Origin of the sequence: Serratia sp. Ser99 (genome assembly GCF_024519545.1) — a bacterium.
Classification (GTDB): Bacteria; Pseudomonadota; Gammaproteobacteria; order Enterobacterales; family Enterobacteriaceae; genus Serratia; species Serratia liquefaciens.
This window is the reverse complement of record NZ_JALJRT010000002.1, coordinates 441,176-465,624: the sequence shown is the minus strand read 5'-3', so window position 1 is coordinate 465,624 and position 24,449 is coordinate 441,176. Positions and strand designations below refer to the sequence as shown.

Genomic DNA, 24,449 nt, shown 5'->3' with positions numbered 1-24,449 from the left:
CCACTCCTTAATTAATCCAGAAAATTGCCCAGAGCACGGAAGAAACCGTCAAAGTCGTCCCACGGGATCATATGTCCGGCATTTTCAACGTGCGCGAGAGTTATCTCTGGCTGCAATGCGCGGATCTCCGCCTCGTCTTCCTGCTGGATCACGCCGCCAAGGCCCGCGACCATCAGTAATGTCGGCATGCTCAACGCGGGATAATCGCGATGACTATCGACCTGATGGAAATCTTCATAGGCGCGTTGGATGGCCGGTTCATAGCAGGTGTGCAGCCATTCGGCACGCAGTTGGCGCTGCGATTCGCTCCAGCTGGGGCAGTAAGTGCGCATCTGTTCGGCGTTCATGCCCAACAGTGACTGACGGATCGAATCGACATACCAGGGCCACTTGCCCGGATATTCGCGCCGACCGGGGCCGGAAACTGGCGGGTCGATCAGCACCAGCCGTCGTACCCCTGCCGGATGGAGCGCGGCAGCGCGTAAGGCAAAGCGCGCCCCCATTGAATGACCGAGCAGGGCGTAGTTTTCCAATTGCAAAGCGCAAGCGAAAGAGGTTATGTCCTGGGCACAGGTTTCGGCGTCATAAGCCAGGTCCGGCCCGCTGGCGGATAGTCCGCGCCCACGTACGTCCAGCACATAGGTGTCGTACTTTTCAGCCAGTCGTTCGGCGACGAAGCCCCAGGTGATCGCCGGGCTGGTGATGCCGGGGATCAGGATCACCACCGGGCCTTGCCCGCCGTAGCGCAGATAGTGCTGGCGAATGCCGTTGGCCTGCACGTTGGCGCCATACAGAAAGTGGCTCATGCGGCGTTCTCCGATTTCAGCGCTTGCGCGTACAGGTCATAGCCGTAAACCCAGGCGGGATCTTCCTGCGTGCGCAGGAAGGTATTGGCATTGGATACCGCCTGCACGCGAGAAGCCCGCTCTTTGCGGTTGGCTTCATACAGTTGGAAAGCGGTGCGGTAGTCGGTCAGGCCGGTTTCCTGCAGGCAACGCGCCAGCATGGCGGCGTCTTCGATCGCCATGGCTGCGCCCTGAGCCATGTGCGGCTTCATCGGGTGGCAGGCATCGCCGAGCAGTACCATGCGACCTTCGCTCCACAACGGCAGCGGTTTACGGTTCAGCAACGGCCATTTGGTGACCTGTTCGCTGGACTCGATCAATGCCTGCACAATCGGGTGATAACCGGCGAAGGTTTCGTACATTTCCTCGCGGCTGCTGTCGATAAAGCTGCCCTGGAAATCCCATGCCGGGTGCGGCACGCCGCTGACGTAGTAGTATTCGTCGCGCTTTTGGGTGGTGTAATAGACCATCAAGTGACGATCCGCCGACCACCATTTAACGCAGTCTTCAAAACTCAGGTTGTATTTGGCCAGTTTGTCGCCGCGGATCAACGCCCGGTGCGCCACCCAACCACTGTAGGTTGGGGCTTCAGTGCCCAGCAGGTGTTCGCGAATGCGGGAATTGATGCCGTCGGCGCCAATCACGATGTCTGCACTGGCCTGAGTACCGTCGGCAAAATTCAGCACCACATGGTTTTCGCGCTCTTCAATCTTGCTCAGGTGCTTGCCAAAATGCACGCTGCCCGGTTGCAGTGCCGCCATCTGCAAGGCCTGCAGATCGCCGCGGTGTACCGTCACGTAAGCGGCACCGTACTCTTTGCGGGCAAATGCCCCCAGTTCGATGCGAGATAGATAATCACCCGTTTCGGCGTCGCGGCTGAACCAGAAGTCCGGGTGAGACGCCATTTGCTCCAAGGGTTGTTCAATGCCGAGACGGCGGAAAATCTTCAATACGTTTGGCCCCATATGGATACCGGCACCCAATCGTGAAAACACCGGACTCTGTTCGTACAGGTCGACGGTAAAGCCCGCTTTTTGCAGCAGACCGGCGGCGGCGGCGCCACCCAAACCGGCGCCGACTACGGCAATGCGTTGTTGTTTGCTCATCATTTTTCCCCTGACTGTTGGTTTTTTTACCTGCTATCCGCTGCGATAACGGATAATCGATTTATAGTGTATACGCTAAATAACACAAAGTTGCACAAGTGTTAATTTTGACTTGGCTCACGCTAATTGGTTGCCATTTTCTGTTAACCTTATGTTAATCACAGGATGATAAGGGCTTAAGATAGGATTTGCTTATAGGTATCTCGGGCTTCTTGCTTCCGGGGGTTTTTTAGTCTTAGATAATTAAAAGAGTGTATTCACTGTAATTTGTACAAAATAACCTCGTTGACGCCGGGCGCGTCGACCCCTTCAGGCAAAACAGGAGATACCGCATGGCGGTCAATGATAGTCAGTTGGTTCAGCTGTTCGAGCAGGTGCTTACGCTGTCAAAGGTTGATGCTTCGCAAAGCGTGGCGATCCTGAAAAGTCACTATTCCGATGCGCGCACGGTACGCGCAGCTACCGATGCTGCACTGCGATTGGGCGCTAAGGTTTATGCGGTGGAGTTGCCCTCGTTTAACCATCCGCGCGCCATGGGCAACGACATGACTGCTTATTGCGGTGATACGGCATTGACCGGCAACCATGCGGCGCAGCGCGCGTTGGAGGCCGCCGATCTGGTGGTCGATACCATGATGTTGCTGCACTCGCCGGAGCAGGAGCAAATCCTTAAGACCGGCACGCGTATTTTGCTGGCGGTCGAGCCGCCGGAGGTATTGGCACGGATGTTGCCTAATGCGAAAGACAAAGCGCGAGTGTTGGCGGCGGCTGCCGTGCTGGAACAGGCAAAATTAATGCAGGTGAAATCTGTCGCCGGCAGCGATTTTCGCGCCCCGCTGGGGCAATACCCCACGGTAACCGAATACGGTTACGCCGACGAACCGGGACGTTGGGATCACTGGCCAAGCGGCTTCCTGTTCACCTGGCCGAATGAGGAACAGGCCGAAGGGGTACTGGTGCTGGATGTGGGCGATATCCTGCTGCCGTTCAAGAGCTATGCGCGGGAACGGATCACGCTGGAGATAGACAAGGGCTTTGTGACGCGTATTCACGGGGGATTTGAGGCGGAATATCTTCGGGAGTACATGAAATATTTCAACGATCCGGAAGTGTACGGCATCTCGCACATCGGCTGGGGCTTACAGCCACGTGCACAGTGGACGGCGATGGGGCTGCACGACAAAAACGACGGGATGTGTATGGATGCACGTGCCTTCTATGGCAACTTCCTTTTTTCCACCGGGCCGAATACCGAAGTCGGTGGTACGCGTAAAACGCCGTGCCACATGGATATCGCGCTGCGCCATTGCGACATTAGCCTGGACGGCACGACGGTAGTGGCGGATGGCGAAGTGGTGGCTCCTGCGGCGTCCCGAGTAAGCCAGGGCTAACCTTGCTGCTAAACGCGGGGGTTTGTACTATTCTCGGTGGTTTCCATAGATGGTGAGAGTAACGCAATGACGCCCCCCGAATACCCGGCTGCAGAAAACGGCAAGACCGAAAATTATCATTTTACTGAACAAGTCGGGCACCTGCTTCGTAAGGTTTACCAGCGCCATGTGGCCATCTTTCAGCAGAACGTTGGCGATTCGCAGCTGACCGCGGTGCAGTTTATTACCCTGTGCGCGGTGCGTGACATGGGCCCGAGTTCGCTAACTGAGCTGGTGCAGGTGACGGCAGTCGATCAGGCCACCATTCGCGGCATTGTCGAGCGCCTCAAAGCGCGTGAACTGATCACCGTTATGCCGGATCCTGTCGACCGGCGCAAAGTGGTGGTCGGGCTGACTGATACCGGTGCCGATCTGTTGAGGGAGACGGTGCCGCATGCGGCGAAGATCACAGAATTAACCTTCGGCACGCTCAATCCGGCCGAACGTATAGCACTGATGTTCCTGCTCAATAAAATGCTGGAAGACCAGCCACCCGGCTGATTCGCCCCGCGCAACTGCTGTTGTCTGGTGAGTGCGGTGGCGGCGAGGTCACGGCCCACAATTCATACCCTATAGCTTTCAAGTTGCAGCCAGGCTGGCAGCTTGCCCACTCTCAAGTCAGTAACTGGGATGGGCAAGTGCGGCAACGACGCAGCGGCGTGAAAGATGACGGGTATCACCAGAGCGCAGGCGGAGACGCGAGAATGGCGATATCTGAAGTGCAATCGCCCAGGGAAGGCGCGGTAAAAACGCTGACGGAGCACCCATTGATGCTGTCGGTAAATGGCGAAAATATTCATACCTGGGTGATGGCGGATACGCCTCTGTTATTGGTGTTACGCAACGATTTGGCGCTCAATGGCCCAAAGTACGGCTGCGGCCTCGGAGAGTGCGGCGCATGCACCGTATTGGTTGACGGCATTGCCGCACGCTCCTGCGTGATCCCGGCTCTGGGTGTGACCGGCCGTGAGGTCACCACGCTGGAAGGGCTGGGCGATCGCCAACATCTGCATCCGGTGCAGCGCGCTTTTATTGAAGAACAGGCGGCGCAGTGCGGTTATTGCCTGAACGGCATGATCATGACCACCAAAGCCCTGTTAGATCGAAATCCCTCGCCCAGTGACACAGAAATCCGTCAGGCACTGTCCGGCAATCTGTGTCGTTGCGGCACCCATATCGAAATTCTGCGTGCGGTTCAGCGCGCTATCACTCTGTATCGCAACGAGGAAACCTCGTCCCATGACTGATACCCATTCCTCATTGCCGAGTCAGGCGGAGCTATTGCAGCGCCAGGGCACATTGCTGATTGTCGATCAGATCCAACCGCCGCCAGGGCTGGTACCGAAAGGTCAGACGCCGAGCCTGAAACCCAAAGAACAAGGGTTGTTCATTGCCATTTGCGACAGCGGTGAGGTTTATGCCTTCAACGGCCATGTCGATCTGGGCACTGGCGTGCGCACCGCATTAGGTCAGATTGTCGCCGAAGAGCTTTACCTGCGCATGGATCAGGTGCGCATGGTGCTGGGCGACACTGAGAGCACGCCGAATCAGGGGGCGACTATCGCCAGTGCCACCCTGCAAATTTCGGCGGTGCCCCTGCGTAATGCCGCCGCCGAAGCGCGCCGCTGGTTGCTGCAGCAGGCGGCACAACGTTTTGACTTCAGAGTAGAGCAACTGACGCTGGACGACGGCATCGTTGTTAGCCCTGACGGGCAAAGGCTGAGCTATGGCGAACTGGTGGCTGGTGTACATATTGCATTAACGATAAGCGGTGATGCACCGCTTAAGCCGCAGGCCGAGTACCGTTTGGTGGGGACCAGCACCGCACGTGTCGATATCCCGGCCAAGGCTACAGGCGAATCCACCTATGTGCACGATATGCGGCTGCCGAACATGTTACACGGGCGGGTGGTGCGACCGCCCTATGCGGGCTACGACAGCGGTGAGTTTGTCGGCACCAGCCTGCTGGCGGTGGACGAACGATCGATTGCTCATATTCCCGGCATCGTCAAGCTGGTGGTGATAGAAGACTTTATCGGCATTGTTGCCGAGCGCGAGGAGCAGGCGATCAAGGCGGCACAGGCGCTGCAGGTGAGCTGGAAAGACTGGCGGCGTAACCTGCCGCAGATGACCGATGTGGCTCAGGCGCTGCGCGATAATCCCCATTCGACGCGGGTGGTGCATGATACCGGCAACGTGGATACAGCGTTGGCTGCCGCCGACCGACGCTTTACCCGCAGTTATCTTTGGCCATATCAACTGCATGCGTCGATTGGCCCGTCCTGCGCATTGGCAGATTACCAACCACAGCAACTGCGGGTGTGGTCGGGCAGCCAGAACCCGCACTTGTTGCGCGCCGATCTCGCCTGGCTGCTGGAGTACCCGGAAAATCAGATTGATATCATCCGCATGGAGGCAGCCGGCTGTTATGGTCGTAACTGCGCCGATGATGTCTGTGCGGATGCGGCGCTGCTGTCGCGAGCGGTAGGCCGTCCGGTACGGGTGCAGCTAACCCGTGAGCAGGAACATCTGTGGGAACCGAAGGGCACTGCGCAACTGATGGAGGTTGACGGTGGGTTGGACGCCGGCGGTGATCCGGTCGCCTATGATTTTCGCACCTATTATCCTTCCAACGGTGCGCCCACCCTGGCGCTGTTGCTGACCGGAAGGGTGGAGCCGGTGCCGGTGGCTTATGAGATGGGGGATCGCACTTCGGTACCGCCCTATGAATATCCGGCGTTGCGCGTCAGCATTGAGGATATGGCACCGATTGTCCGCGCTTCCTGGATGCGGGGCGTATCGGCACTGCCGAATACCTTCGCGCACGAGTCCTATATTGACGAACTGGCTATCGCCGCCGGCGTCGATCCGCTTGAATATCGGCTGCGTTATATCAAGGATCAACGTGCCACCGAACTGATGCGCAGTACCGCCGAACGTGCCGGCTGGACGCCGCATACCGAACCTATGCAAACCCCGGCGGAGGACGGCGTACTGCGTGGACGAGGCTTTGCCTATGCGCGTTATATTCACAGTAAGTTTCCCGGTTTCGGTGCCGCGTGGGCCGCCTGGGTCGCCGACGTTGCTATCGACAAAGTCAGCGGCGAAGTGGCGGTCACGCGGATTGTGGTCGGGCACGACGCCGGCATGATGGTCAATCCGGACGGCGTACGTCACCAGATCCACGGCAACGTTATCCAGTCGACCAGCCGGGTGCTAAAAGAGCGAGTGACCTTCGAAGAATCCACGATCTCCAGCAAAGAGTGGGGGGCTTACCCGATCCTGACTTTCCCGGAGGTGCCGGAGGTGGATGTCGTGATGATGCCACGCCCTTATGATCCGCCATTGGGGGCCGGTGAGTCTGCCTCGGTGCCCAGCGCGGCAGCCATCGCCAATGCGGTGTTTGATGCCACCGGTATTCGGTTTCGCGAGTTGCCGATCACCGCTGATCGACTGCGCGAGGCGTTGAACGGTCCGGATAGTCAGCGGCAGCCGTCAACGCAGCCAGTCAAAACCAAACGCAGTAAATGGTGGTTTGGTGGCGTGGCTGGGATTTTAGGGGCCGCGCTGGGTGTTGCGACGACGGCACTGCCATGGCGTGCCGAAATTGCGCCGGTGGCTACCCCTGGCTCAGGTACCTGGTCAGCCGCGACCCTGGAAAGGGGGCGTCAGTTGGCCGCTGCCGGGGATTGCGCGGTATGCCATACCGCCTCAGAAGGGCTAACCAATGCCGGGGGGCGGGCGATGGAAACTCCGTTTGGAACCCTGTACAGCACCAATATCACCCCAGATGTGGAAACCGGTATCGGCAACTGGTCGTTTACCGCATTCGACCGGGCGATGCGTCAGGGCATCAGCCGCGATGGCAGGCATTTGTATCCGGCATTTCCCTATACGGCGTTCAGTAAGATGACCGAGGGTGACATGCAAGCGCTGTATGCCTATATGATGTCGCAACCGGCGGTGGTGCAAAGTACCCCGGCTAATCAGATGCGTTTCCCGTTCAATATGCGCCCGTTAATGGCCGGCTGGAATGCGCTGTTTCTCCGCCAGGGCGAGTTTCAGTCAAATCCCGCGCAAAGCGCGCAGTGGAACCGTGGCGCTTACCTGGTTAACGGGTTGGGCCATTGTGCCGCCTGCCATTCCCCGCGTAATCTAATGGGCGCTGAAAAGGGCGGCAGCAGCTTTTTGGCGGGGGCGATGGTGGATGGCTGGGAAGCGCCGGCATTAAACCAATTGGCCAATGCGGACAAATCCTGGACCGAAGAGCAGCTATTCCAGTATTTGCGTAGCGGTCATTCTGCCGAGCACGGCGTCGCGGCCGGCCCGATGGGACCGGTGGTCGGCGAACTGGCCACACTGCCGGAAACCGACGTTCGAGCGATGGCCAATTACCTGATTTCATTGAGCAACCCGACCGGATTGAACCTGGAACCGCAGGCCAAACCGGCTGCCACTCTTTCGACCGCCGTAGGGCAATTGGGCGGAGAACGTCTGTTTCAGGGCGCTTGCCAAGCCTGTCACAGCGCCGCCAGCGGCGGGCCGCAGCTGTTTGGCGTCAGCCCGGACTTGGCGAACAACACCAATATATTCAGCGAGCGGCCGGATAACCTGATTAACGTGATTTTGCAGGGAATTTCAAAACCGGCTACCGCTGATTTGGGCTTTATGCCTGGATTCAAAGACAGCTTTTCCGATCGCCAAGTGGCTGATCTGGTGAATTATCTACGGCAGCATTATGCCGGGGACAAACCGGCATGGCACGATGTCGAAACGCAGGTTGCCAGGCTACGTGCCAATCCGGGCAGCCATTAACTGTCGTTAAAAAAACGGCGCTATTGCGGTTGCAGGAAAGCAATAAGCCGCTGCGCCGGTAGCGGTAACTGGGCCAACCGACGCACGACAATCGACAGCTGGCGTGTGGCCCAGGTATCGTCCAGCACAAGAATTCTGACTTGCATGCCCGGCCATTGCCGGGCGATCTCCTCCGGTACCACGGCGATACCGGCACCACGCGTCACCATCCGACACACCACTTCAAAGCTTCCTGCCCGGGCGCGTAAGCGCATTGGGCCGCCGTTGCGTAGGGCGTGTTGCGCCAAATGTTGCTGCAGCGCGCTGTCGTCGCTTAAGCCAATAAAGTCATATGCCAGCGTTTCGCTAAAACTGACGCTGGGGCGGCCGGCTAACGGATGATCGACCGGTAGCGCCAGCACCAGGCGATCCTGGCGGAACGGGTAGCTTTCCAGCCCGCGCAGGTCGGCGTGGTTGGCGACAATGCCGATATCCGCAGTCTGATCGAGGATCGACTGGCTGATCGCCGTGCTGGGCAACTCTTCCAACGCAATGTCCGTCTGTGGGTTAAGCAGCAGATAGTCGGCCAGCAGCTCCGGGAGAAAAGCGCTGGCGGCGACGGTATTGGCCAGAATACGCAAATGGCAGGCATTGCCCGGGGAAAACTCTGCCATATCCCCCCGTAGCCGTTCGCTTTGCTGTAACAACAGACGAGCATGGCCCAACAGGCGTTCACCGGCCTGAGTGGTTTGTACTCCCCGCGCGCCGCGGGCCAAAAGCTGAATACCAGCCTGTTGCTCCAATCCGCGAATGCGGGCACTGGCCGATGCCAGCGACAGGCAGGCACGATCGGCCCCGGCGGTGATGCTGCCCGCCTCTGCCACGGCGATAAACAGCCGCAGGTCGGTAAAATCGAAATGCATCGGCTTCTCCTACGTATTTGCCTCAGGCTGGCTCAGTGATTGCCGCATTGTGCGGCAGGCAAGGGCTGCGGACAATCCATGCACCAAGGGATAATGAGGAAGGATAGACCTATGACGTTGACGCTACCTGAAATTTTAGCCCTGCTGGGCATCTTTATGCTGGCGGGCACGGTAAAGGGAGTGATTGGCCTGGGGCTGCCGACGGTGTCTATGGGGTTACTCAGCCTGCTGATGTCTCCGGCACAGGCTACGGCGCTGTTGCTGGTGCCGTCGCTGGTGACCAACTTCTGGCAGTTGTTCACCGGGCCGGACGTCCGTGCACTTTGCCGCAGGTTATGGCCGATGATGGTCTGTGTCGCCATGGGCACAATGCTGACCACGGGCACCTTGACCACCGGTCAAAACCGGTTGGCACCGATAGCGTTGGGGGTCTGTTTGGTCGTTTACGCGCTGTTGGGTTTTAGCCGTTTTCAGTGGCGGCTTTCATCCACGGCTGAGCGTAGGTTGGGCCCTCTATGCGGTGTACTTACCGGGCTGATTACCGGTGCTACCGGGGTATTCGTGATCCCGGCGGTTCCTTATTTAAATGCATTGGGATTGGCGCGTGACGATCTGGTGCAGGCGTTGGGGCTGTCATTCACCGTTTCGACGTTGGCATTAGCCGCCGGCCTGGCATGGCAACATGCATTGCCGGGCGCGTTGCTAGGCACCTCATTATTGGCATTGCTTCCTGCGCTGGTGGGGATGTGGTTGGGGAGTGTGCTGCGCCGGCATTGTCGCCCTGCGGTATTTCGTCGCTGTTTTTTTATCGGCCTGTTAGTTTTAGGAATTGAAATAGTGTGGAATGGCATTAATTAAATGCGAGTAAATAATGTTTCACCCAGTTGCGAAGTAATTGGTTTGTATTAGCGGTTAAATTAAATGTTCCGTGTAATTCATTCTATTTAGTTCACTTGGTTCTATCGACAGAAATGGTTTTATATATTGACATGGCGGCGACGTGTATTTATATCTATATCTTCCTTGCGTTCTTAAAAGAGGGCGGGCGAAAACAATTTCGACAGCTTTTATTATTGTGCTTTTTGCCGTTACGCTATCCCATAATCTGTTTTTATTGTGGGCATTAGCCAATAGGGCAGCCTGATCAGGAACAGTAACCCTGATGCAATGGCTAAATGGATGATTTGTTTTTCATTGCCGCCAGGGGTAATGACATTGATGAAAAAATTATATAATTCAGCGCGAGGGTGAGTCCGCAAATGGAAGCGTCGCGGTCAGTAAGATAATTATCGTTCCAAAATCCCGATAAAGGTGTAACCCCCATGTCAGAACGTTCTCTCCAGATTTATCGTGAGGGTTATTTCGCTGCGCAGGTCAATAAAGCGGAGGGTGAGGTAATTATTCCTGCCAGCCTCAGTCTGACCGCCTATGCCTGGGCCAGCATCTTGCTGGTGTTGGCTATCGGGCTATTTCTGATCTTGGGTGAATATACCCGTAAAGCGCGTTTGGACGGTGTGGTGATGCCATCCAGCGGTTTGATCAAGGTGGTTGCCCGCAGCGCCGGACAGGTTACCGAACGTTTAGTGACGGAGGGGGCGACCGTCAAAGCCGGCCAGGCACTTTATCGGCTCAGCGGCGAATATTTCAATGGTCAAGGTATCGCGACGCTGGCGTCGGTTTCCGACTCGTTAAAACGGCAATATCACATGCTGGAGCGCCAACGCGCACAAGAACTGGCCACTCGGATTTTACAGCAAACCGGTGTGCGCCAGCGCATGACGCAACTTCAGGATGAACTGGCCAGCGCAGAGGCGGCAATGGTGGAGGTAAAGCAACAGGCGGAATTATCGCATTCGCTGATGGCGCGCTACCACAAGCTGATAGGCAAAGGTTACGTTTCCGAACTTGAGTTTCAGCAGCAGAAAATGACGTTGTCGACGGCGCGGGAAAAAGTAGAAATGCAGCGTCAGGCGCAGTTGCGGTTAAAGCGTGAGCTTGCCGCGGCGGCCTCGGAACTGCGGACGCTGGCGCAACATCAACAAGGGCGTGACGCCGAACTTGAACGCCAGTTGCAGGGCATCAGGCAACAGGAAATAGAACTGGTTGCCCAGCGTGACCACACGCTCACTGCGCCGGTAGACGGGCATGTCGTAGTAGTGCTGGCCCGGGCGGGGCAGACGGTCAAGCAAAACGATCCTTTGCTGATGATGGTCGCTGACGGTGCCGAGCTGCAGGTTGAACTCTTTGCGCCCAGCAAAGCGGTGGGCTTTATCAAACCTCACCAACGGGTCGGGTTGCGCTTTGCCTCCTTTCCCTATGAAAAGTTTGGCGTGCAGTATGGCGCCACCCGCGCCATCACCGATGCCAGCCTGAGCGCCAATGACGTCATGCAGCAAAATCCGATGACCTGGAAGGAAAACGAAGGGCATTACCGCGTCATCGTTGCGCTGGAGAAAACCACCATTACCGCCTATGGGCGCCAGGAACCATTGCGCGTCGGGATGACCGTGTCCGCAGACGTGGAGTTGGATCGCCGCCGCCTGTACGAGTGGCTGCTGGAGCCGTTATGGAGTCTGCAAGGAAGGATATAAACATGGACGTTACAGAAGGGCTCAACTGGGGCTGGCGAAAGCGCCTGCCGTTGATACGCCAAACGGAGTCCGCAGAATGCGGCGTGGCGTGCCTGGCGATGATTGCCGGTTGGTATGGGCATCGCGTAGATCTGCCTACGCTGCGTGCGCAGTTTAAAGTTTCTCAGCTCGGCATGACCTTCTCGCAGCTGATTGCCTGCGCCGAACGGCTGCACCTGAGCGGCCGAGCAGTGCAGCTGGAGCTTGAAGAGCTACACCTGTTGTCGCTGCCCTGCATTTTGTACTGGGACATGAATCATTTTACCGTGCTCAAGCGGGTGCGAGGGCAAACTCTGGAGTTGCATGATCCTGCGCGGGGCCTGGTTAAAATGAGTCTGCAGGAGGCAAATCGTCACTTTACCGGCGTGGCGATGGAATTGACGCCAACCCATCAGTTTGTCGTCAAAGATCAGATAAAAAAGATCCGCCTGCGGGAGCTGATCGGTAAAACTCAGGGGTTGAAGGTGGCATTGGCCCGGATCTTCTGTTTCGCGTTGGCGCTGGAAGTGTTTGCGTTGATCGGCCCATTAATCAACCAACTGGTGATTGACGAGGTGCTGGTGGCGTTGGACGCCAGCTTATTGACGTTGATCGTCATTGCCATGCTGCTGATGGCCGCCACCCAGACGCTGCTGGAGCTGGCCCGCCAGTGGGCGACGCTCACCATGGCGGTCAACTTCAATATGCAGTGGACGGCGAATGTTTTTCACCACCTGTTGCGGCTGCCTATCAACTGGTTCGAATCGCGCAACATGGGCGATATCAGCGCGAAATTTGATGCCGTCGACACCATTCAGGACACCCTCACCACCACGCTGCTTGAAGCCTTTTTGGATGTGCTTTTGGTCCTCGGTACCTTGACCATGATGTTTTTCTACAGCGTGAAGTTAACCCTGGTCGCTTTGGCCGCCGCGATGGTGTATGGGCTGCTGCGCCTGTTTTGGTTCAGTACGTTGCGTAAAGCGGCGGATGACTCCTGGGTTGCCGGCACCCAGGAATCCAGTCATTTTCTTGAAAGCCTGCGCGGCGTGCTGAGCCTGCGGGTCAACGAGGCGCTTACGCCGCGGGAAACGGTTTGGCGTAACCTCAATGTCGCACGGCGCAATGCTGAACTGCGCGAAAGCAAGCTGATGATGGTTTACGGCATTATGCAAACCGTCATTGGCAGCCTGGTTGGGGCGGCGGTGCTGTGGCTGGGGGCCGGGGCGGTGTTGGCCGGGCAGTTTTCAGTCGGCATGCTGGTGGCCTACATGTCTTTTCAGGGCCGGTTTTCCGCCAGCATCAGCGGCCTGATCGACAAGGCCGTTGCCTACAAAATGCTGGATGTCTACAATCAACGGCTGGCGGATATCGTGTTGACGGCACGTGAAGACGCAGCGGCGCAGGCGGCGGGCAACTCAACGCTGTTATTGTCCGCCAGCGCCTGGCCCCAAGATCGGCCGGCGCTGAGTTTGGAGCAGGTCAGTTTTCACTATGCCGGCACCGAATCTGAAATCCTGTCGCAGGTCTCGCTGGACATTATGCCCGGTGAGGTAGTGGCACTGGTAGGGGCGTCCGGCAGCGGCAAAACCACATTGGCCAAACTGGTGTTGGGGCTGTATTCGCCCACGGCCGGCGTGATACGTACGCTGGGCATCGAGCATCGACAGGGGGATTATTCGCAGGTACGTCAGCATATCGGCGTAGTCTTGCAGGAGGATCAGCTGTTTCGCGGTTCTATCGCCGAGAATCTGTCATTTTTCACGCCACGGGTTGATCAGGAAAAGCTCGTTGAATGCGCGCGACTGGCGCAGTTGGACCAGGATATCGATAACCTGCCGATGGGTTACCAGACGTTAATCGGTGAAATGGGAGGCACCCTGTCTGCCGGGCAAAAACAGCGCTTGTTGTTGGCGCGGGCGCTTTACAAAAAACCACGGCTGTTGATCCTGGATGAGGCGACCAGCCATTTGGACGTGAATAATGAAATGTTGATTAGCCATACCCTGCGCCAGCTTGGCCTGCCGATTTTACTGATTGCCCATCGCCCGGAAACCATCGCCTCGGCGGATCGGGTCGTCGAACTGGCGGCCGGGCGTCTTCACCGGCGCAAAGGGTGAATCAACCCTCTTCGACTCGAAGATGGGTCGGATCAGGCCAGCGGCCCACCCAGAATCGTTTCTTTCATGCCTGAAAGAATGCGCTCACCGGTTTCGGTTTTCAGCTCCTCGTACCAACTGCGGGTGACGTCCATCTCTTTGCCGTGCGTGACGTCGCAGCGCTTACGTGCCTTCAGCACCAAATCTTTCACTCGATAGCTGCGTTTTTCCTGATAGCGCAACAGCGCATCTTCAATACCCAGTGAATTGGTCTGCAAGGCAATCGCCAGCACCACCGCGTCCTCCATTGCCGCGCAGCCGCCCTGACCGATGTCCGGAGTGGTGCTGTGCCCGGCATCGCCCAGTAAGGCTACGCGGCCCCGCACCAATTGCTCGAAAGGTTCGATATCGTGGATCTCAATGCGGTTGACGCTTTCCGCATCAATTGCGGCAATCAGTTTCTGTACCGGTTCGGCCCAGCCGGTAAAGTAACGTTGCAGGTCGGCTCGCGCGGTGCTGCGGTCTTCCGCCAGCCCGGTCGGCAAGGGAACGTCGAAGAAAAAGTAGAAGCGGTTGCCGGAGACCGGCATCAGCGACACGCGCTTACCTTCGCCGACAAAGGTGGTCCACTGGTCGGCCGGTGCGATGGACTCATCGATGGTGACCAGCCCGTTCCAGTTGACGTATCCGGCATAGCGCCGCTCCACGCCATGGCCCAGCACATAAGGGCGAATAGCAGAATGGGTGCCGTCGGCGGCGATCAGAAAATCTCCGCTGGCCTGGCTGCCGTCTTCAAACCAGGCGGTAACGCCCTGTGGGGTTTCTTCAATACCGCTAACCCGTTTGCCGAAGCGCACCTGGTCGCGGCCGTAGGTGTCCAGCAACATGGCCTGCAGCTCGGCGCGCGCTACCGGGTAAGGGCGTTCGCCGACGCTGGTGATTAACGGATCCAGACTAAAACGCGTCAGCGTTTGTCCGTGCAGGTATTCCTGATAGGCCATGAAATGCATCGGCCCCCCGAGCGCCCGCAGTTGTTCTTTCATCCCCAGATAGTTGAGGCATTTGACGCCGTTAGGCCAGATCGAGATTGCTGCGCCAACCGGTTTGATCGCTTTGACCGCTTCAAAAACCTCGGTCTCGATACCGCAACGCTGCAATGCGATGGCGCTACACAGCCCACCAATACCACCGCCAATGATGATTGCTTTCATGTTTTTCTCCTCCATAGCCACGATGGGGAGAAGCAATTTCCGTACCAGTCCACCAATACTGCTGACGTCAACGTGGCCGTAGCACCATCAGGGGCGTTTCTGATGCAATTTGGTGCAATCCATGAGCGATAACGGAGCAGGGTTTCGAGGACCATTGAGATCTCGCAGAGCACGAATCAGCAACGGAAAACGGCGACTGAATGTTAAACAGACAAAATAATAGACTACGCTAACTATTAGCCCGTCGCGTCAGTGCAGGCAGACGGCGCAGATAAAAAGAACGATGTCGCCGTATTGATTAAGGTTGATCGGCATTTTGGAGCGATGAGCAATGAAACTACCTCAAGTCCCGCTTACCCGGCGGCGGTTTATCGTTGGCGCCAGTGCATTGGTGATCGGTGCCTATCTGCCGTCAACCGGCGCACTGGCGCGTACAACGACGACCACGGCGCCAGAAAACACCGCTTATGAAGCCAATGCTTTCGTGCAGATCGACGAAAATGGCATTGTCACCGTCCTCAGTAAACACACCGAAGTGGGCCAGGGCGTTTATACCGGCATGGCAACGCTGGTCGCTGAAGAGCTGGATGCCGACTGGTCGCAGGTGCGGGTGGTTGCCGCACCGGTGGATACCAACGTCTATAAGAATCTGGCGTTCGGTTTTCAGGGCACCGGCGGCTCCAGCTCGGTGGCCAACGCCTACGAGCAGATGCGTCGCATGGGCGCGATGGCGCGCGCCATGCTGGTTCAGGCCGCTGCCCAAAGTTGGAAAACCTCAGCGGAAGAAATCACCGTGCAGGCGGGCAAGATCCGCCATGCCGCCAGTGGTCGCGAAGCAGGGTTCGGTGAGTTTGCGGCGCTGGCCAGCCAACTGCCGCCGCCTGACCCCGCCAGCCTGACCCTGAAGGATCCGAGCCATTTCACCCTGATTGGTAAGGTCAGTGGCTTGCATCGCGTAGACTCGTTGGCGAAGACCAACGGTTCGGCGCAGTTCACTCAGGATATTCATGAGCCGGATATGCTGACCGTTACCATTAAAAAACCGCCGCGTTTTGGCGGCAAGGTGGCCGCGTTCGACGCCAGCCGGGCGCTGAAGGTGCCGGGCGTGGTGGATGTGAAACAGACCGATACCGGCGTGGCGGTATATGCTAAAAATACCTGGGCGGCGATCCAGGGCCGTGAAAAATTACAGGTGGAGTGGGACGACTCGCAGGCAGAGCGGCGAGACACCGAGCAGATATTTGCCGAATTCCGTCAGGTGGCGCAAAAGCCCGGCGTAGTGGCGAAAAGCCAGGGCAAGCCGGGCGAGATTTTCGATCAGGCGGATAAGGTGATCGAAGCGGAATACACCTTCCCCTATGTGGCCCATGCGCCGATGGAGCCGCTGGATGGCTATCTGTTTTGGGATGGCGAGAGCGTCAAGGCACGCTACGGCTGCCAAATCCAAACCCTCGACCATAAACAGCTGTGCGATCTGTTCCAGCTACCGCCGGAAAAAGTGCAAATCGACACCATTTTGGCCGGTGGCAGCTTTGGCCGCCGCATCGATCTGGGCAACCCGAAGCTCGGGCCCGACCTGGCGGCGGACATGGCCGCGGCGGCCAAAGCCATTGGTCCCGGTCACGGGGTCAAAGTGGTGTGGACGCGAGAGGATGATATTCGCAACGGCTGGTATCGTCCGATGATCCTCCACCGGATGAGAGGGGCGATCCGCGACGGTAAAGTCGTGGGCTGGAGCGATACCGTCGTTGGTCATTCCTGGACGCTTAACAGCGCGATGACGGCGCTGGTGGTTAACGGTCTCGACCAGATGATGGTCGAAGGTGCCAGCGAAGTGCCGTACACCTTCGAAAACTTCCTCTGCGACGCGCATATCGTCGCGGGTAAAGTGCCGACCACCTCATTAAGATCGGTCGCCAGTACTCATACCGGTCACGCCGTCGAAAGTTTTATTGACCAGCTGTTGCAGGAGACCGGGCAGGATCCGGTCGAGGGGCGTCTGGCATTGATGGGTGATGCGCCGCGTGAGGCCGGCGTGCTGCGGGCGGTGGCCAAAGCCGCCAACTGGCAGGGCGCGAAGGTGGTGGATGGACGAGCACGCGGCGTAGGCGTCGCCAAGGCGTTTAATACTCGGGTGGCGCAGATAGCCGAGGTGTCAATCGGCGAAGGTGGCATTCCGCGCGTGCACAAGGTGTGGTGCGCGGTGGATTGTGGTGTGGCGGTCAATCCGGATGTGATCCGCGCGCAGATTGAGGGCGGCATAGGTTATGGCCTGAGTATTGCGCTGTACGGCAACATTACGCTCAAAGACGGGGTGGTTGAGCAGTCCAACTTCAATAATTTCCGTCCGCTGCGCATCGACGAAATGCCGGAGATAGAGGTGATTATCGTACCTTCAAGCGAAGCGCCTACCGGCGTTGGCGAGTTGGGGGTGCCAACCATCGCTCCGGCCGTCGGCAATGCACTGGCACTGCTCGGGAGACCTCGCAGTTCACTTAGCCTGCCTTTACACCGTCCCAACCGTGACGCCAGCGTCTGAGCAAGGAGAACAGCATGATAACTTTAACTGTAAACGACCAACCGCTGACGTTTGATGGCGATCCCCATATGCCGCTGCTGTGGTTCTTGCGTGATGAGGCCGGATTGACCGGCACCAAATTCGGCTGCGGCATCGCGATGTGCGGGGCCTGTACCGTCCACCTGGATGGGGTGCCGGTACGTTCTTGCATGACGCCGGTCTCTGCCGCCGAAGGCAAGAAAATCACCACCATTGAAGCGATCGGCGAAACGCCGGCGGGCAAAGCGGTGCAGGCGGCCTGGGTCAATCTGGACGTAGTGCAATGCGGCTACTGCCAGTCCGGTCAGATCATGAGTGCTAGCGCACTGCTGGCCCAGAGTAAAAATCCGAGCGATGCGGATATCGATGCGGCAATGAGCGGCAACGTCTGTCGCTGCGCCACCTATGTGCGCATTCGCGCTGCCATCCACCAGGCCGCCAAGGCGTTGGATTAAGGGAGAAACTCATGAGCAACGCCCTGAGATGGCTATTTTGGTTGATCGTGGCAATCGTGGTGCTGGCCGGCGGTTATGCGATCTATACGCTGCTGCGGCCGGTCGGCCCGGAACCTGCTGCGCCGATCGCCGGTGCCCCTGCCGGGATCAGCGATAAATTGGCGCGTGGCGAATATCTGGCGCGGGCTGCGGACTGCGTGGCCTGCCACACTGCGCCCGGCGGTAAACCTTTCGCCGGCGGTTTTGCCTTTAAACTGCCCTTCGGCACCATTTACGGCACCAATATAACCGCCGATCCCGACACCGGTATCGGTAATTGGAGTGACGATCAGTTTGTGCGTGCGGTGCGTGAAGGCGTTGGGCCGCAGGGTAATCTTTACCCGGCAATGCCGTACACCTCATACACGGCCATGAGCCGTGACGACGTGTTGGCGATCAAAGAGTATCTGTTCAGCCTGCCGCCAGTGAAGCAGGCCAATCCGGAAAATGGGCTGTCGTTCCCGTTTAACCAGCGCTGGGGCATGAAGTTTTGGAACCTGGCGTTCTTCAACGAAAAACGCTTCGAGCCGAACCTGAATCAGGATGAGCAATGGAACCGAGGCGCATATCTGGCCACCGCACTGGGACACTGCAGCGAATGCCACACGCCGCGCAATTTGGGCTTTGGCATTAATCAGAGTAAAAACCTCAGCGGTGAGGTGATCCAGGGGTGGTTTGCGGCCAACATTACTCCCGATCCGCAGACCGGTATCGGTGCCTGGAGCGAACAACAGCTGTCGCAGTATCTGGCGACCGGTCACGCGGAAGGGCGCAGCAGCGCAGCCGGTCCGATGGCAGAGGCGGTGGAAAACAGCCTGCAGTATCTGACGCCGGAGGATAATCAGGCGCTGGTGAAATACCTGCGCAATATCGAGCCTATCGCCACGGACAGTGCCAGCGCGGTCAATCTGCAGCCGAAGGGGGCAACGTCGTCCAGCGCGATATTGCCGGGCGGGCAGGAAGACTCGTTGGGACGGCGACTGTTCGCTGGAGACTGCAGCGGTTGCCACCAGTGGAACGGAACGGGACGCCAGAGCAAATATGCTTCCTTGGTCGGCAGCACGGCGGTTAACGATCCGCAGGGCCGCAGCGTGGTGCAGGCGATCCTGAAGGGGACGCGCATCAGCATCGGCGAACAGCATGAATTCATGCCGGACTTCGGTGCTCAATACTCGGACGAGGAAGTGGCAGCGGTTGCCAATTATGTTGTCGGCCAATTTGGCGAAAAACAGGGCAAGGTAACGGCCAAACAAGTCGCTGAACAACGCAAACAGTAAGAGGCGGCGAGGGGGGGCTGCCCCCCTCGCTACCTGTCATTTTCTGCGCCGGGACATTACCAGTTTGTCTTTGGGGCGATCCAGCCAATCGGCAACCTCGTTATTGAAGTTATCCGCTAACAGGTAGGCAGGAGTTTTCGCCAACCAGTCAGACAGCGAAATGTCCTGATAGATGCCATTATCCAACACGATTAATACCTTAAGATCGTCATCCCCCATATTTTCGATATAGTGACCAAAACCCTGTGGAACATAGCCAACGTCGGTAGGAGAATATTCTTCAGTCTGCACATGGCTGTGCGAACTGAACACCGTCATGCGCCCCTTACCGGAAATATAGTATTGCCACTCATTGGCATTGGGATGCCAGTGTAATTCCCGCACCGCCCCAGGCTTAACGATTTCTATAATGCCGGTCATGGTAGTGGAAATAGGGAATTCTTTTGAAGAGACCAAGTGCACGCTGCCGGCATCATTTTCGAAGAAAGGCTTTTGCTTCATTAATTCATAGCGATGAGCCAAAGGTGCATTATTTAAACCGCCATCGTGGGCTGGTAAGGGCAGTGCGGGCGGAATGGCACCGCCGACAATATAAGCCTCACCTTGTTTTGCCTTGGAAAATACCGCCGCCGGCATATTCACGCTTTTTTCCAACACTTCTTTGGGCATGTGGGCTACCCAGTCGGTAATGCTGAAGGTGCCGAACTCGGAAAAGTGACCATTATCAAAGGTCAGAACAAAATGTGCGCCGTCTGCCAACGCCTGAATCGAGTGGCCGTAACCCTTGGGGAAATACCAGACGTCGCCAGGGCCGAAATCTGCCACCTCACATTTTCCTTCAGGATCAATGATGGTAATGCGGGCATGCCCCTCCAGCATAAATGCCCATTCAGCAGCGATGGCGTGCCAGTGCAGTTCACGTATGCCACCCGGCTCCAGCGTCATATCCACCCCGGCAACCCCCTCGGAAATCGGGAATTGTTCGACGGTAGCCTCCCTGGCCCAGCCGTTGGGTAAACTGCGTTTTTTACTGTGGCTAAAGACGTATTTATACAGATTTTTTGTATCAGCAGCGGGTTGGAAATTGCTGGGGGGAACTATATTTCGATGTTCATCGGCGCTGGCGGATTTAATCATGCTGCCCATAACGCCGGCGGCTGCGGCGCTGACTGCGGAAACTTTCAATATATCTCGACGCGATAACATAGGGCTTTCTCCAAATAAAAGTGGCCCACAGCGAATACGGCTGGCTGGGTTTATTCTTTTGTTTTATTGTGTGCAGATGGCTTATTGCTGAAATGGAAGCATTCGGCAACGGTTAAAGCATAGTGGGTTAAAAACAGGATGCCGCGAATAATATATTAATTTATGTTACTAATTGAGTGTGGCTGTAATTTTTAAATCCGCTTTAAAATAGTTATCTACCGGTATCAAATAAATGCATTTCATTATTAAATAAAGGATAAACAAAGTGAGTTTAATTAAAGTAGATAATGTGTTTCAGGTGCTATTTTATGCGGTTGAGTAAATGGGCATCAGTAAAAAAGCATGGCAGGGTACGGCGGGCAACGTTGAAGTGCGTTTTCGGTAAAGAGTGATGTGAATCACAAAGCGTAACTAAGACTATTGCCGAAAAATGGCAACTATGACGATACTTTCGCCGCGATCTTAGCGATCGCCAGACATTTTTATTACGGCGTGTTACTGCTTAGGCAGGCAAGACCAAAATAGGAATGCACCTCTCCTTGTGATGAGGCGCATTTTGATTTTGGTCTTTTTTTTTGCTTTTTTACCGGGGATATTCGATGGATTACAAACAGTTGGGCCTGGAAATTTTGCTGCAGGTCGGGGGCAAGGACAACGTCAGCAAACTGACGCACTGTGCCACCCGTCTGCGGATGGAGTTTAACGATGACAGCAAGGTACAAGCGAAAGCGATCGAGTCCTTGCCTGGGGTGATCAGCGTGGTGGAGCGTGGTGGCCAGTTTCAGATCGTGGTCGGCAACAACGTGCAGCAAACCTTCCGTGCGATGCAAAAAGAAATCGGCGATCTCAGTGGCCGTCAGAGTGAGAAAAACTCCCAGGCGCGGGGCGGGGTGATTTCACAGATTATCAGCGTTATTTCAACCACTTTCACACCGGTGATCCCGGCTATCACCGGTGCGGGGATGATTAAGGCGCTGCTGGCGATCCTCAAACTGACCGGAGTGATAGATGCCGCCAGCCCGACCTACCATCTGCTGGACACCATCGCCGATGCGGCCTTTTTCTTCTTGCCGGTGCTGCTGGCCTACGGTGCGGCAATCAAATTCGAATGTAACCCGATCCTGGCAATGACCATTGCCGGCGCGTTGCTGCACCCCAATTTGGCACAGATGCTGGCGGCGGGCACGGTGATTGATTTCGTCGGCATACCGGTGCGCCTGGCGGATTACGCCGGCTCGGTGTTGCCGATCATTTTCACCGTCTGGTTAATGTCCTATATCGAACGGTTTGCCGAGAAAGTGTCGCCGACGATGATCAAGTTCTTCACCAAACCTATGATTATCCTGTTGGTGACCGCCCCGTTGGCGTTGGTGGTGGTAGGGCCGTTCGGTATTTTCCTCAACGATCTGGTGGCCGCCGGCGCCGCTATCGTCGACGGTAAAGCCAGTTGGCTGATCCCGATGCTGATGGGCGGCCTCCAGCCGTTTCTGGTGATCACCGGTACGGCCTGGGCAATGACGCCGATTGCTACCGGTCAACTGAGTAAAAATGGTTTCGAAATGATTAACGGCCCAGGCATGTTGGCTTCCAACATTGCACAGGGGGCTGCGACGTTGTGCGTGGCCTTTCGCACCAAAAACAAAAATCTGCGCCAGCTGGCGTCCTCTGCGGGTTTCACCGCGCTGCTGGGTATCACCGAGCCTTCGTTGTACGGCGTGACGCTCAAACTGCGCAAACCGCTGATTGCAGCAATGATCGGCGGCGGCTGTGCCGGTATTTACGCCGGGCTGAGTGGGCTGGTGCGCTATGCCTTCGTTTCTCCCGGATTAGCGGCGCTGCCGGCGTTTATCGGCGAAAACCCAATGAACATTGTCCATGCGCTGATCACCTGCGCCATTGCCATTGTGGTGACTTTTGCACTGACCTGGATACTGGGGTTCGACGATCCGGTTGAAGAAACGGGATCTGGGGGCTCGGAGGCCGTCAGTGGCGCCGAACAGCAAATTATCAGTCCGCTCAACGGTCAACTGGTGGCATTGGCGCAGGTTAACGACGACGTGTTCTCGCAGGGGCTATTGGGTCAGGGTGTCGCAATACGGCCGCAGGAAGGCGTGTTGCGCGCGCCGCTGACGGGGGAAGTAGTGACGTTCCTGCCATCCATGCATGCGGTCGGTATCAAAGGTGACAACGGCGTCGAGCTGCTGGTGCATATCGGCATTGATACGGTCAATCTGGCGGGACAGCATTTCACTTCCGAGCTTAAAGTTGGCGACCGCGTCCAGGTGGGAGATGAACTGGTGCGCTTTGATCTGGCGGCGATCGTCGGGTTGGGTTACGACATCACCACACCGGTGCTGGTGGTTAACAGCGAAGCTTTTCCTGAGTTGAATTGCCGCCAACCGGGGGCAGTGGATTTTGGGCAGCCCATCATCACCCTTAATAATGCGCAGCAGGAGCAGGCATGATTTACCAACGACTGAACGATTTTCCCGCAGATTTTCTGTGGGGGGCTTCCACCTCTGCCTATCAGGTGGAGGGGGCCTGGAACGAAGACGGCAAAAGTCCATCGATTGTGGATATGCTTGATCACCCGGCAGAAACCGCTGATTTTAAGGTCGCCAGCGATCACTATCACCGCTTCCGAGAGGATGTGCAGCTGTTTGCCGAGCTGGGGTTAAAGGCCTATCGTTTCTCGATTGCCTGGACGCGAGTGCTGCCGCAGGGGACCGGTGAGGTCAACGCCGCAGGGCTGGATTTTTATCGCCAGTTGATTGATGAACTGCTGAGCCATGGCATAGAACCTGTGGTAACGCTCTATCACTTCGATCTGCCTTATGTGCTTGAGCAACAGGGCGGTTGGTCGAACCGCGCCACCATCGATGCCTTTGTCGATTATGCCGAAGTGTTGTTTGACGCATTCGGTGACCGGGTAAAGTATTGGCTGACCATCAACGAGCAGAACACCATGATCCTGCATCCGGGCGCCATTGGCACGCCGAAGGGCGGTGAACTGCCGTCCAGGCGAGTGCTGTATCAGCAAAGCCACCATATGTTGGTGGCTCAGGCCCGGGTGATGGCGTTGTATCATCAGCGCTGCCCGGCCGGGAAGATCGGCCCGGCGATAAATACCACCTCGATGTATCAGGAAACCTGCAATCCGCTGGATGCCATTGCCGCCCATAACTGGGAAACGCTGCGTTGCTGGAGCTTCCTCGACGTGGCCGTGCAGGGTCGTTATAACCCGCTGGCCTGGCGTTACCTGCTGGATCGTCAATTGGCGCCACGGATGGAACCCGGTGATGCGGCGCTGTTGCTGCAGGGCAAACCGGACTTCGTGGCGATAAATTATTACTCGACCGCCACCATTGCCGCCAGCCGAGGCGATGCGTCGGACATCAGCGCGCGAGCTGGCGATCAGCAAATCATGCTGGGGGAACCGGGCGTGTATCGCGCGGCGGAGAACCCGTTCGTCGGTAAAACCCGCTACGGCTGGGTGATCGATCCTGTCGGATTGCGGCTGACGCTACGTAAAACCGCGGAACGTTACCATTTACCGATATTAATTACTGAAAACGGCATTGGCGCCCCGGACCAGCTACAGGCCGATGATACAATCAACGACGATTACCGCATCGAGTTTATGCGACAACACGTCGAACAGATGCAGTTGGCCATCAACGACGGCGTCGAACTGATCGGCTATTGCCCCTGGGCGGCAATAGACGTGGTCAGCACCCATCAGGGCTATGTCAAGCGCTACGGGTTTATCTATGTAAACCGGGGTGAGCAGGATCTGAAGGATCTGCGGCGGATCAAAAAGCGCAGTTTTGACTGGTACCAACGGCTGATTATCTCCAATGGCCGGCAACGATAATAAAAACAGAGGGTGTGGCCGCGA

17 protein-coding genes are annotated in these 24,449 nt (G+C 57.0%); 12 read left to right on the top strand and 5 right to left on the bottom strand.

The genetic code is table 11. The features are described 5' to 3' along the window. Positions 1–11: 11 nt before the first annotated feature. Together NR114_RS06215 and NR114_RS06210 are read right to left on the bottom strand one after the other, a co-directional pair. On the bottom strand, positions 12–806 hold the full coding sequence (locus tag NR114_RS06215; RefSeq protein ID WP_020826784.1) for an alpha/beta fold hydrolase: 795 nt from the start codon (positions 804–806) through the stop codon (positions 12–14). Next, positions 803–1,954, bottom strand: coding sequence for an FAD-dependent monooxygenase (locus NR114_RS06210; protein ID WP_041414542.1), 1,152 nt, complete (start codon positions 1,952–1,954; stop codon positions 803–805). The genes NR114_RS06215 and NR114_RS06210 overlap by 4 nt, the downstream gene beginning before the upstream one ends. Positions 1,955–2,283: 329 nt before the next feature. Here NR114_RS06210 and NR114_RS06205 point away from each other — a divergent pair, with 329 nt between their 5' ends. The 4 genes from NR114_RS06205 to NR114_RS06190 all read left to right on the top strand — a co-directional run bounded on the left by NR114_RS06205 (position 2,284) and on the right by NR114_RS06190 (position 8,196). Then, positions 2,284–3,342: a 2,5-dihydroxypyridine 5,6-dioxygenase gene (locus NR114_RS06205; RefSeq protein WP_256813757.1), complete on the top strand. Its 1,059-nt coding sequence runs from the start codon at positions 2,284–2,286 to the stop codon at positions 3,340–3,342. 66 nt (positions 3,343–3,408) lie between these two features. Beyond that, positions 3,409–3,882, top strand: coding sequence for a MarR family winged helix-turn-helix transcriptional regulator (locus NR114_RS06200; RefSeq protein WP_046373624.1), 474 nt, complete (start codon positions 3,409–3,411; stop codon positions 3,880–3,882). A gap of 203 nt (positions 3,883–4,085) precedes the next feature. Further along, complete coding sequence (locus NR114_RS06195; protein ID WP_020826788.1) at positions 4,086–4,628, top strand: (2Fe-2S)-binding protein; 543 nt, start codon at positions 4,086–4,088, stop codon at positions 4,626–4,628. Next, positions 4,621–8,196: a molybdopterin cofactor-binding domain-containing protein gene (locus tag NR114_RS06190; protein WP_234530209.1), complete on the top strand. Its 3,576-nt coding sequence runs from the start codon at positions 4,621–4,623 to the stop codon at positions 8,194–8,196. The genes NR114_RS06195 and NR114_RS06190 overlap by 8 nt, the downstream gene beginning before the upstream one ends. A 20-nt stretch (positions 8,197–8,216) precedes the next feature. Here the strand turns inward: NR114_RS06190 and NR114_RS06185 are convergent, their stop codons facing one another. Further along, positions 8,217–9,098, bottom strand: a complete 882-nt coding sequence (locus NR114_RS06185) for a LysR substrate-binding domain-containing protein (RefSeq protein WP_234530210.1) — start codon at positions 9,096–9,098, stop codon at positions 8,217–8,219. A 111-nt stretch (positions 9,099–9,209) separates the two neighbouring features. Here NR114_RS06185 and NR114_RS06180 point away from each other — a divergent pair, with 111 nt between their 5' ends. The 3 genes from NR114_RS06180 to NR114_RS06170 all read left to right on the top strand — a co-directional run bounded on the left by NR114_RS06180 (position 9,210) and on the right by NR114_RS06170 (position 13,827). Continuing rightward, a complete protein-coding gene (locus NR114_RS06180) occupies positions 9,210–9,956 on the top strand; it encodes a sulfite exporter TauE/SafE family protein (RefSeq protein ID WP_234530213.1) in 747 nt (248 codons plus the stop codon). A gap of 464 nt (positions 9,957–10,420) precedes the next feature. After that, on the top strand, positions 10,421–11,689 hold the full coding sequence (locus tag NR114_RS06175) for an HlyD family secretion protein (protein ID WP_234530215.1): 1,269 nt from the start codon (positions 10,421–10,423) through the stop codon (positions 11,687–11,689). Positions 11,690–11,691: 2 nt separating this feature from the next. Beyond that, positions 11,692–13,827 carry a peptidase domain-containing ABC transporter gene (locus NR114_RS06170; RefSeq protein WP_234530216.1) on the top strand — a complete coding sequence of 712 codons (2,136 nt, stop codon included), beginning with the start codon at positions 11,692–11,694 and terminating at the stop codon, positions 13,825–13,827. Between the two features lie 32 nt (positions 13,828–13,859). Here the strand turns inward: NR114_RS06170 and hpxO are convergent, their stop codons facing one another. Continuing rightward, complete coding sequence (hpxO, locus tag NR114_RS06165) at positions 13,860–15,017, bottom strand: FAD-dependent urate hydroxylase HpxO (protein WP_234530218.1); 1,158 nt, start codon at positions 15,015–15,017, stop codon at positions 13,860–13,862. A gap of 331 nt (positions 15,018–15,348) precedes the next feature. Here hpxO and NR114_RS06160 point away from each other — a divergent pair, with 331 nt between their 5' ends. From NR114_RS06160 to NR114_RS06150, 3 genes are read left to right on the top strand one after another with little or no spacing between them, the layout of a single operon-like run. Further along, entirely contained in the window at positions 15,349–17,556 is a 2,208-nt protein-coding gene (locus NR114_RS06160; RefSeq protein ID WP_020826796.1) for a xanthine dehydrogenase family protein molybdopterin-binding subunit, read from the top strand. A gap of 14 nt (positions 17,557–17,570) precedes the next feature. Further along, on the top strand, positions 17,571–18,029 hold the full coding sequence (locus tag NR114_RS06155; protein WP_020826797.1) for a (2Fe-2S)-binding protein: 459 nt from the start codon (positions 17,571–17,573) through the stop codon (positions 18,027–18,029). A gap of 11 nt (positions 18,030–18,040) precedes the next feature. Next, positions 18,041–19,345 (top strand): cytochrome c, encoded by a 1,305-nt coding sequence (locus NR114_RS06150; RefSeq protein ID WP_048759055.1) that lies wholly within the window; start codon positions 18,041–18,043, stop codon positions 19,343–19,345. Between the two features lie 36 nt (positions 19,346–19,381). Here NR114_RS06150 and NR114_RS06145 read toward each other — a convergent pair whose 3' ends face one another. Then, positions 19,382–20,551: a cupin domain-containing protein gene (locus tag NR114_RS06145; protein WP_234530220.1), complete on the bottom strand. Its 1,170-nt coding sequence runs from the start codon at positions 20,549–20,551 to the stop codon at positions 19,382–19,384. Between the two features lie 599 nt (positions 20,552–21,150). Between NR114_RS06145 and NR114_RS06140 the strand changes: the two genes are divergently transcribed. Both NR114_RS06140 and NR114_RS06135 read left to right on the top strand, forming a co-directional pair. Then, positions 21,151–23,016: a beta-glucoside-specific PTS transporter subunit IIABC gene (locus NR114_RS06140; RefSeq protein WP_234530223.1), complete on the top strand. Its 1,866-nt coding sequence runs from the start codon at positions 21,151–21,153 to the stop codon at positions 23,014–23,016. Further along, positions 23,013–24,425 carry a glycoside hydrolase family 1 protein gene (locus tag NR114_RS06135; protein WP_234530225.1) on the top strand — a complete coding sequence of 471 codons (1,413 nt, stop codon included), beginning with the start codon at positions 23,013–23,015 and terminating at the stop codon, positions 24,423–24,425. Before NR114_RS06140 ends, NR114_RS06135 begins: the two co-directional genes overlap by 4 nt. The last annotated feature ends 24 nt before the right edge of the window (positions 24,426–24,449 follow it).

Excerpts from the sequence above, each read along its gene's own strand:
- NR114_RS06215 (WP_020826784.1), bottom strand. The coding sequence starts at position 806 with ATGAGCCACTTTCTGTATGGCGCCAACGTGCAGGCCAACGGCATTCGC.
- NR114_RS06210 (WP_041414542.1), bottom strand. The coding sequence starts at position 1,954 with ATGATGAGCAAACAACAACGCATTGCCGTAGTCGGCGCCGGTTTGGGT.
- NR114_RS06205 (WP_256813757.1), top strand. The coding sequence starts at position 2,284 with ATGGCGGTCAATGATAGTCAGTTGGTTCAGCTGTTCGAGCAGGTGCTT.
- NR114_RS06200 (WP_046373624.1), top strand. The coding sequence starts at position 3,409 with ATGACGCCCCCCGAATACCCGGCTGCAGAAAACGGCAAGACCGAAAAT.
- NR114_RS06195 (WP_020826788.1), top strand. The coding sequence starts at position 4,086 with ATGGCGATATCTGAAGTGCAATCGCCCAGGGAAGGCGCGGTAAAAACG.
- NR114_RS06190 (WP_234530209.1), top strand. The coding sequence starts at position 4,621 with ATGACTGATACCCATTCCTCATTGCCGAGTCAGGCGGAGCTATTGCAG.
- NR114_RS06185 (WP_234530210.1), bottom strand. The coding sequence starts at position 9,098 with ATGCATTTCGATTTTACCGACCTGCGGCTGTTTATCGCCGTGGCAGAG.
- NR114_RS06180 (WP_234530213.1), top strand. The coding sequence starts at position 9,210 with ATGACGTTGACGCTACCTGAAATTTTAGCCCTGCTGGGCATCTTTATG.
- NR114_RS06175 (WP_234530215.1), top strand. The coding sequence starts at position 10,421 with ATGTCAGAACGTTCTCTCCAGATTTATCGTGAGGGTTATTTCGCTGCG.
- NR114_RS06170 (WP_234530216.1), top strand. The coding sequence starts at position 11,692 with ATGGACGTTACAGAAGGGCTCAACTGGGGCTGGCGAAAGCGCCTGCCG.
- hpxO (WP_234530218.1), bottom strand. The coding sequence starts at position 15,017 with ATGAAAGCAATCATCATTGGCGGTGGTATTGGTGGGCTGTGTAGCGCC.
- NR114_RS06160 (WP_020826796.1), top strand. The coding sequence starts at position 15,349 with ATGAAACTACCTCAAGTCCCGCTTACCCGGCGGCGGTTTATCGTTGGC.
- NR114_RS06155 (WP_020826797.1), top strand. The coding sequence starts at position 17,571 with ATGATAACTTTAACTGTAAACGACCAACCGCTGACGTTTGATGGCGAT.
- NR114_RS06150 (WP_048759055.1), top strand. The coding sequence starts at position 18,041 with ATGAGCAACGCCCTGAGATGGCTATTTTGGTTGATCGTGGCAATCGTG.
- NR114_RS06145 (WP_234530220.1), bottom strand. The coding sequence starts at position 20,551 with ATGTTATCGCGTCGAGATATATTGAAAGTTTCCGCAGTCAGCGCCGCA.
- NR114_RS06140 (WP_234530223.1), top strand. The coding sequence starts at position 21,151 with ATGGATTACAAACAGTTGGGCCTGGAAATTTTGCTGCAGGTCGGGGGC.
- NR114_RS06135 (WP_234530225.1), top strand. The coding sequence starts at position 23,013 with ATGATTTACCAACGACTGAACGATTTTCCCGCAGATTTTCTGTGGGGG.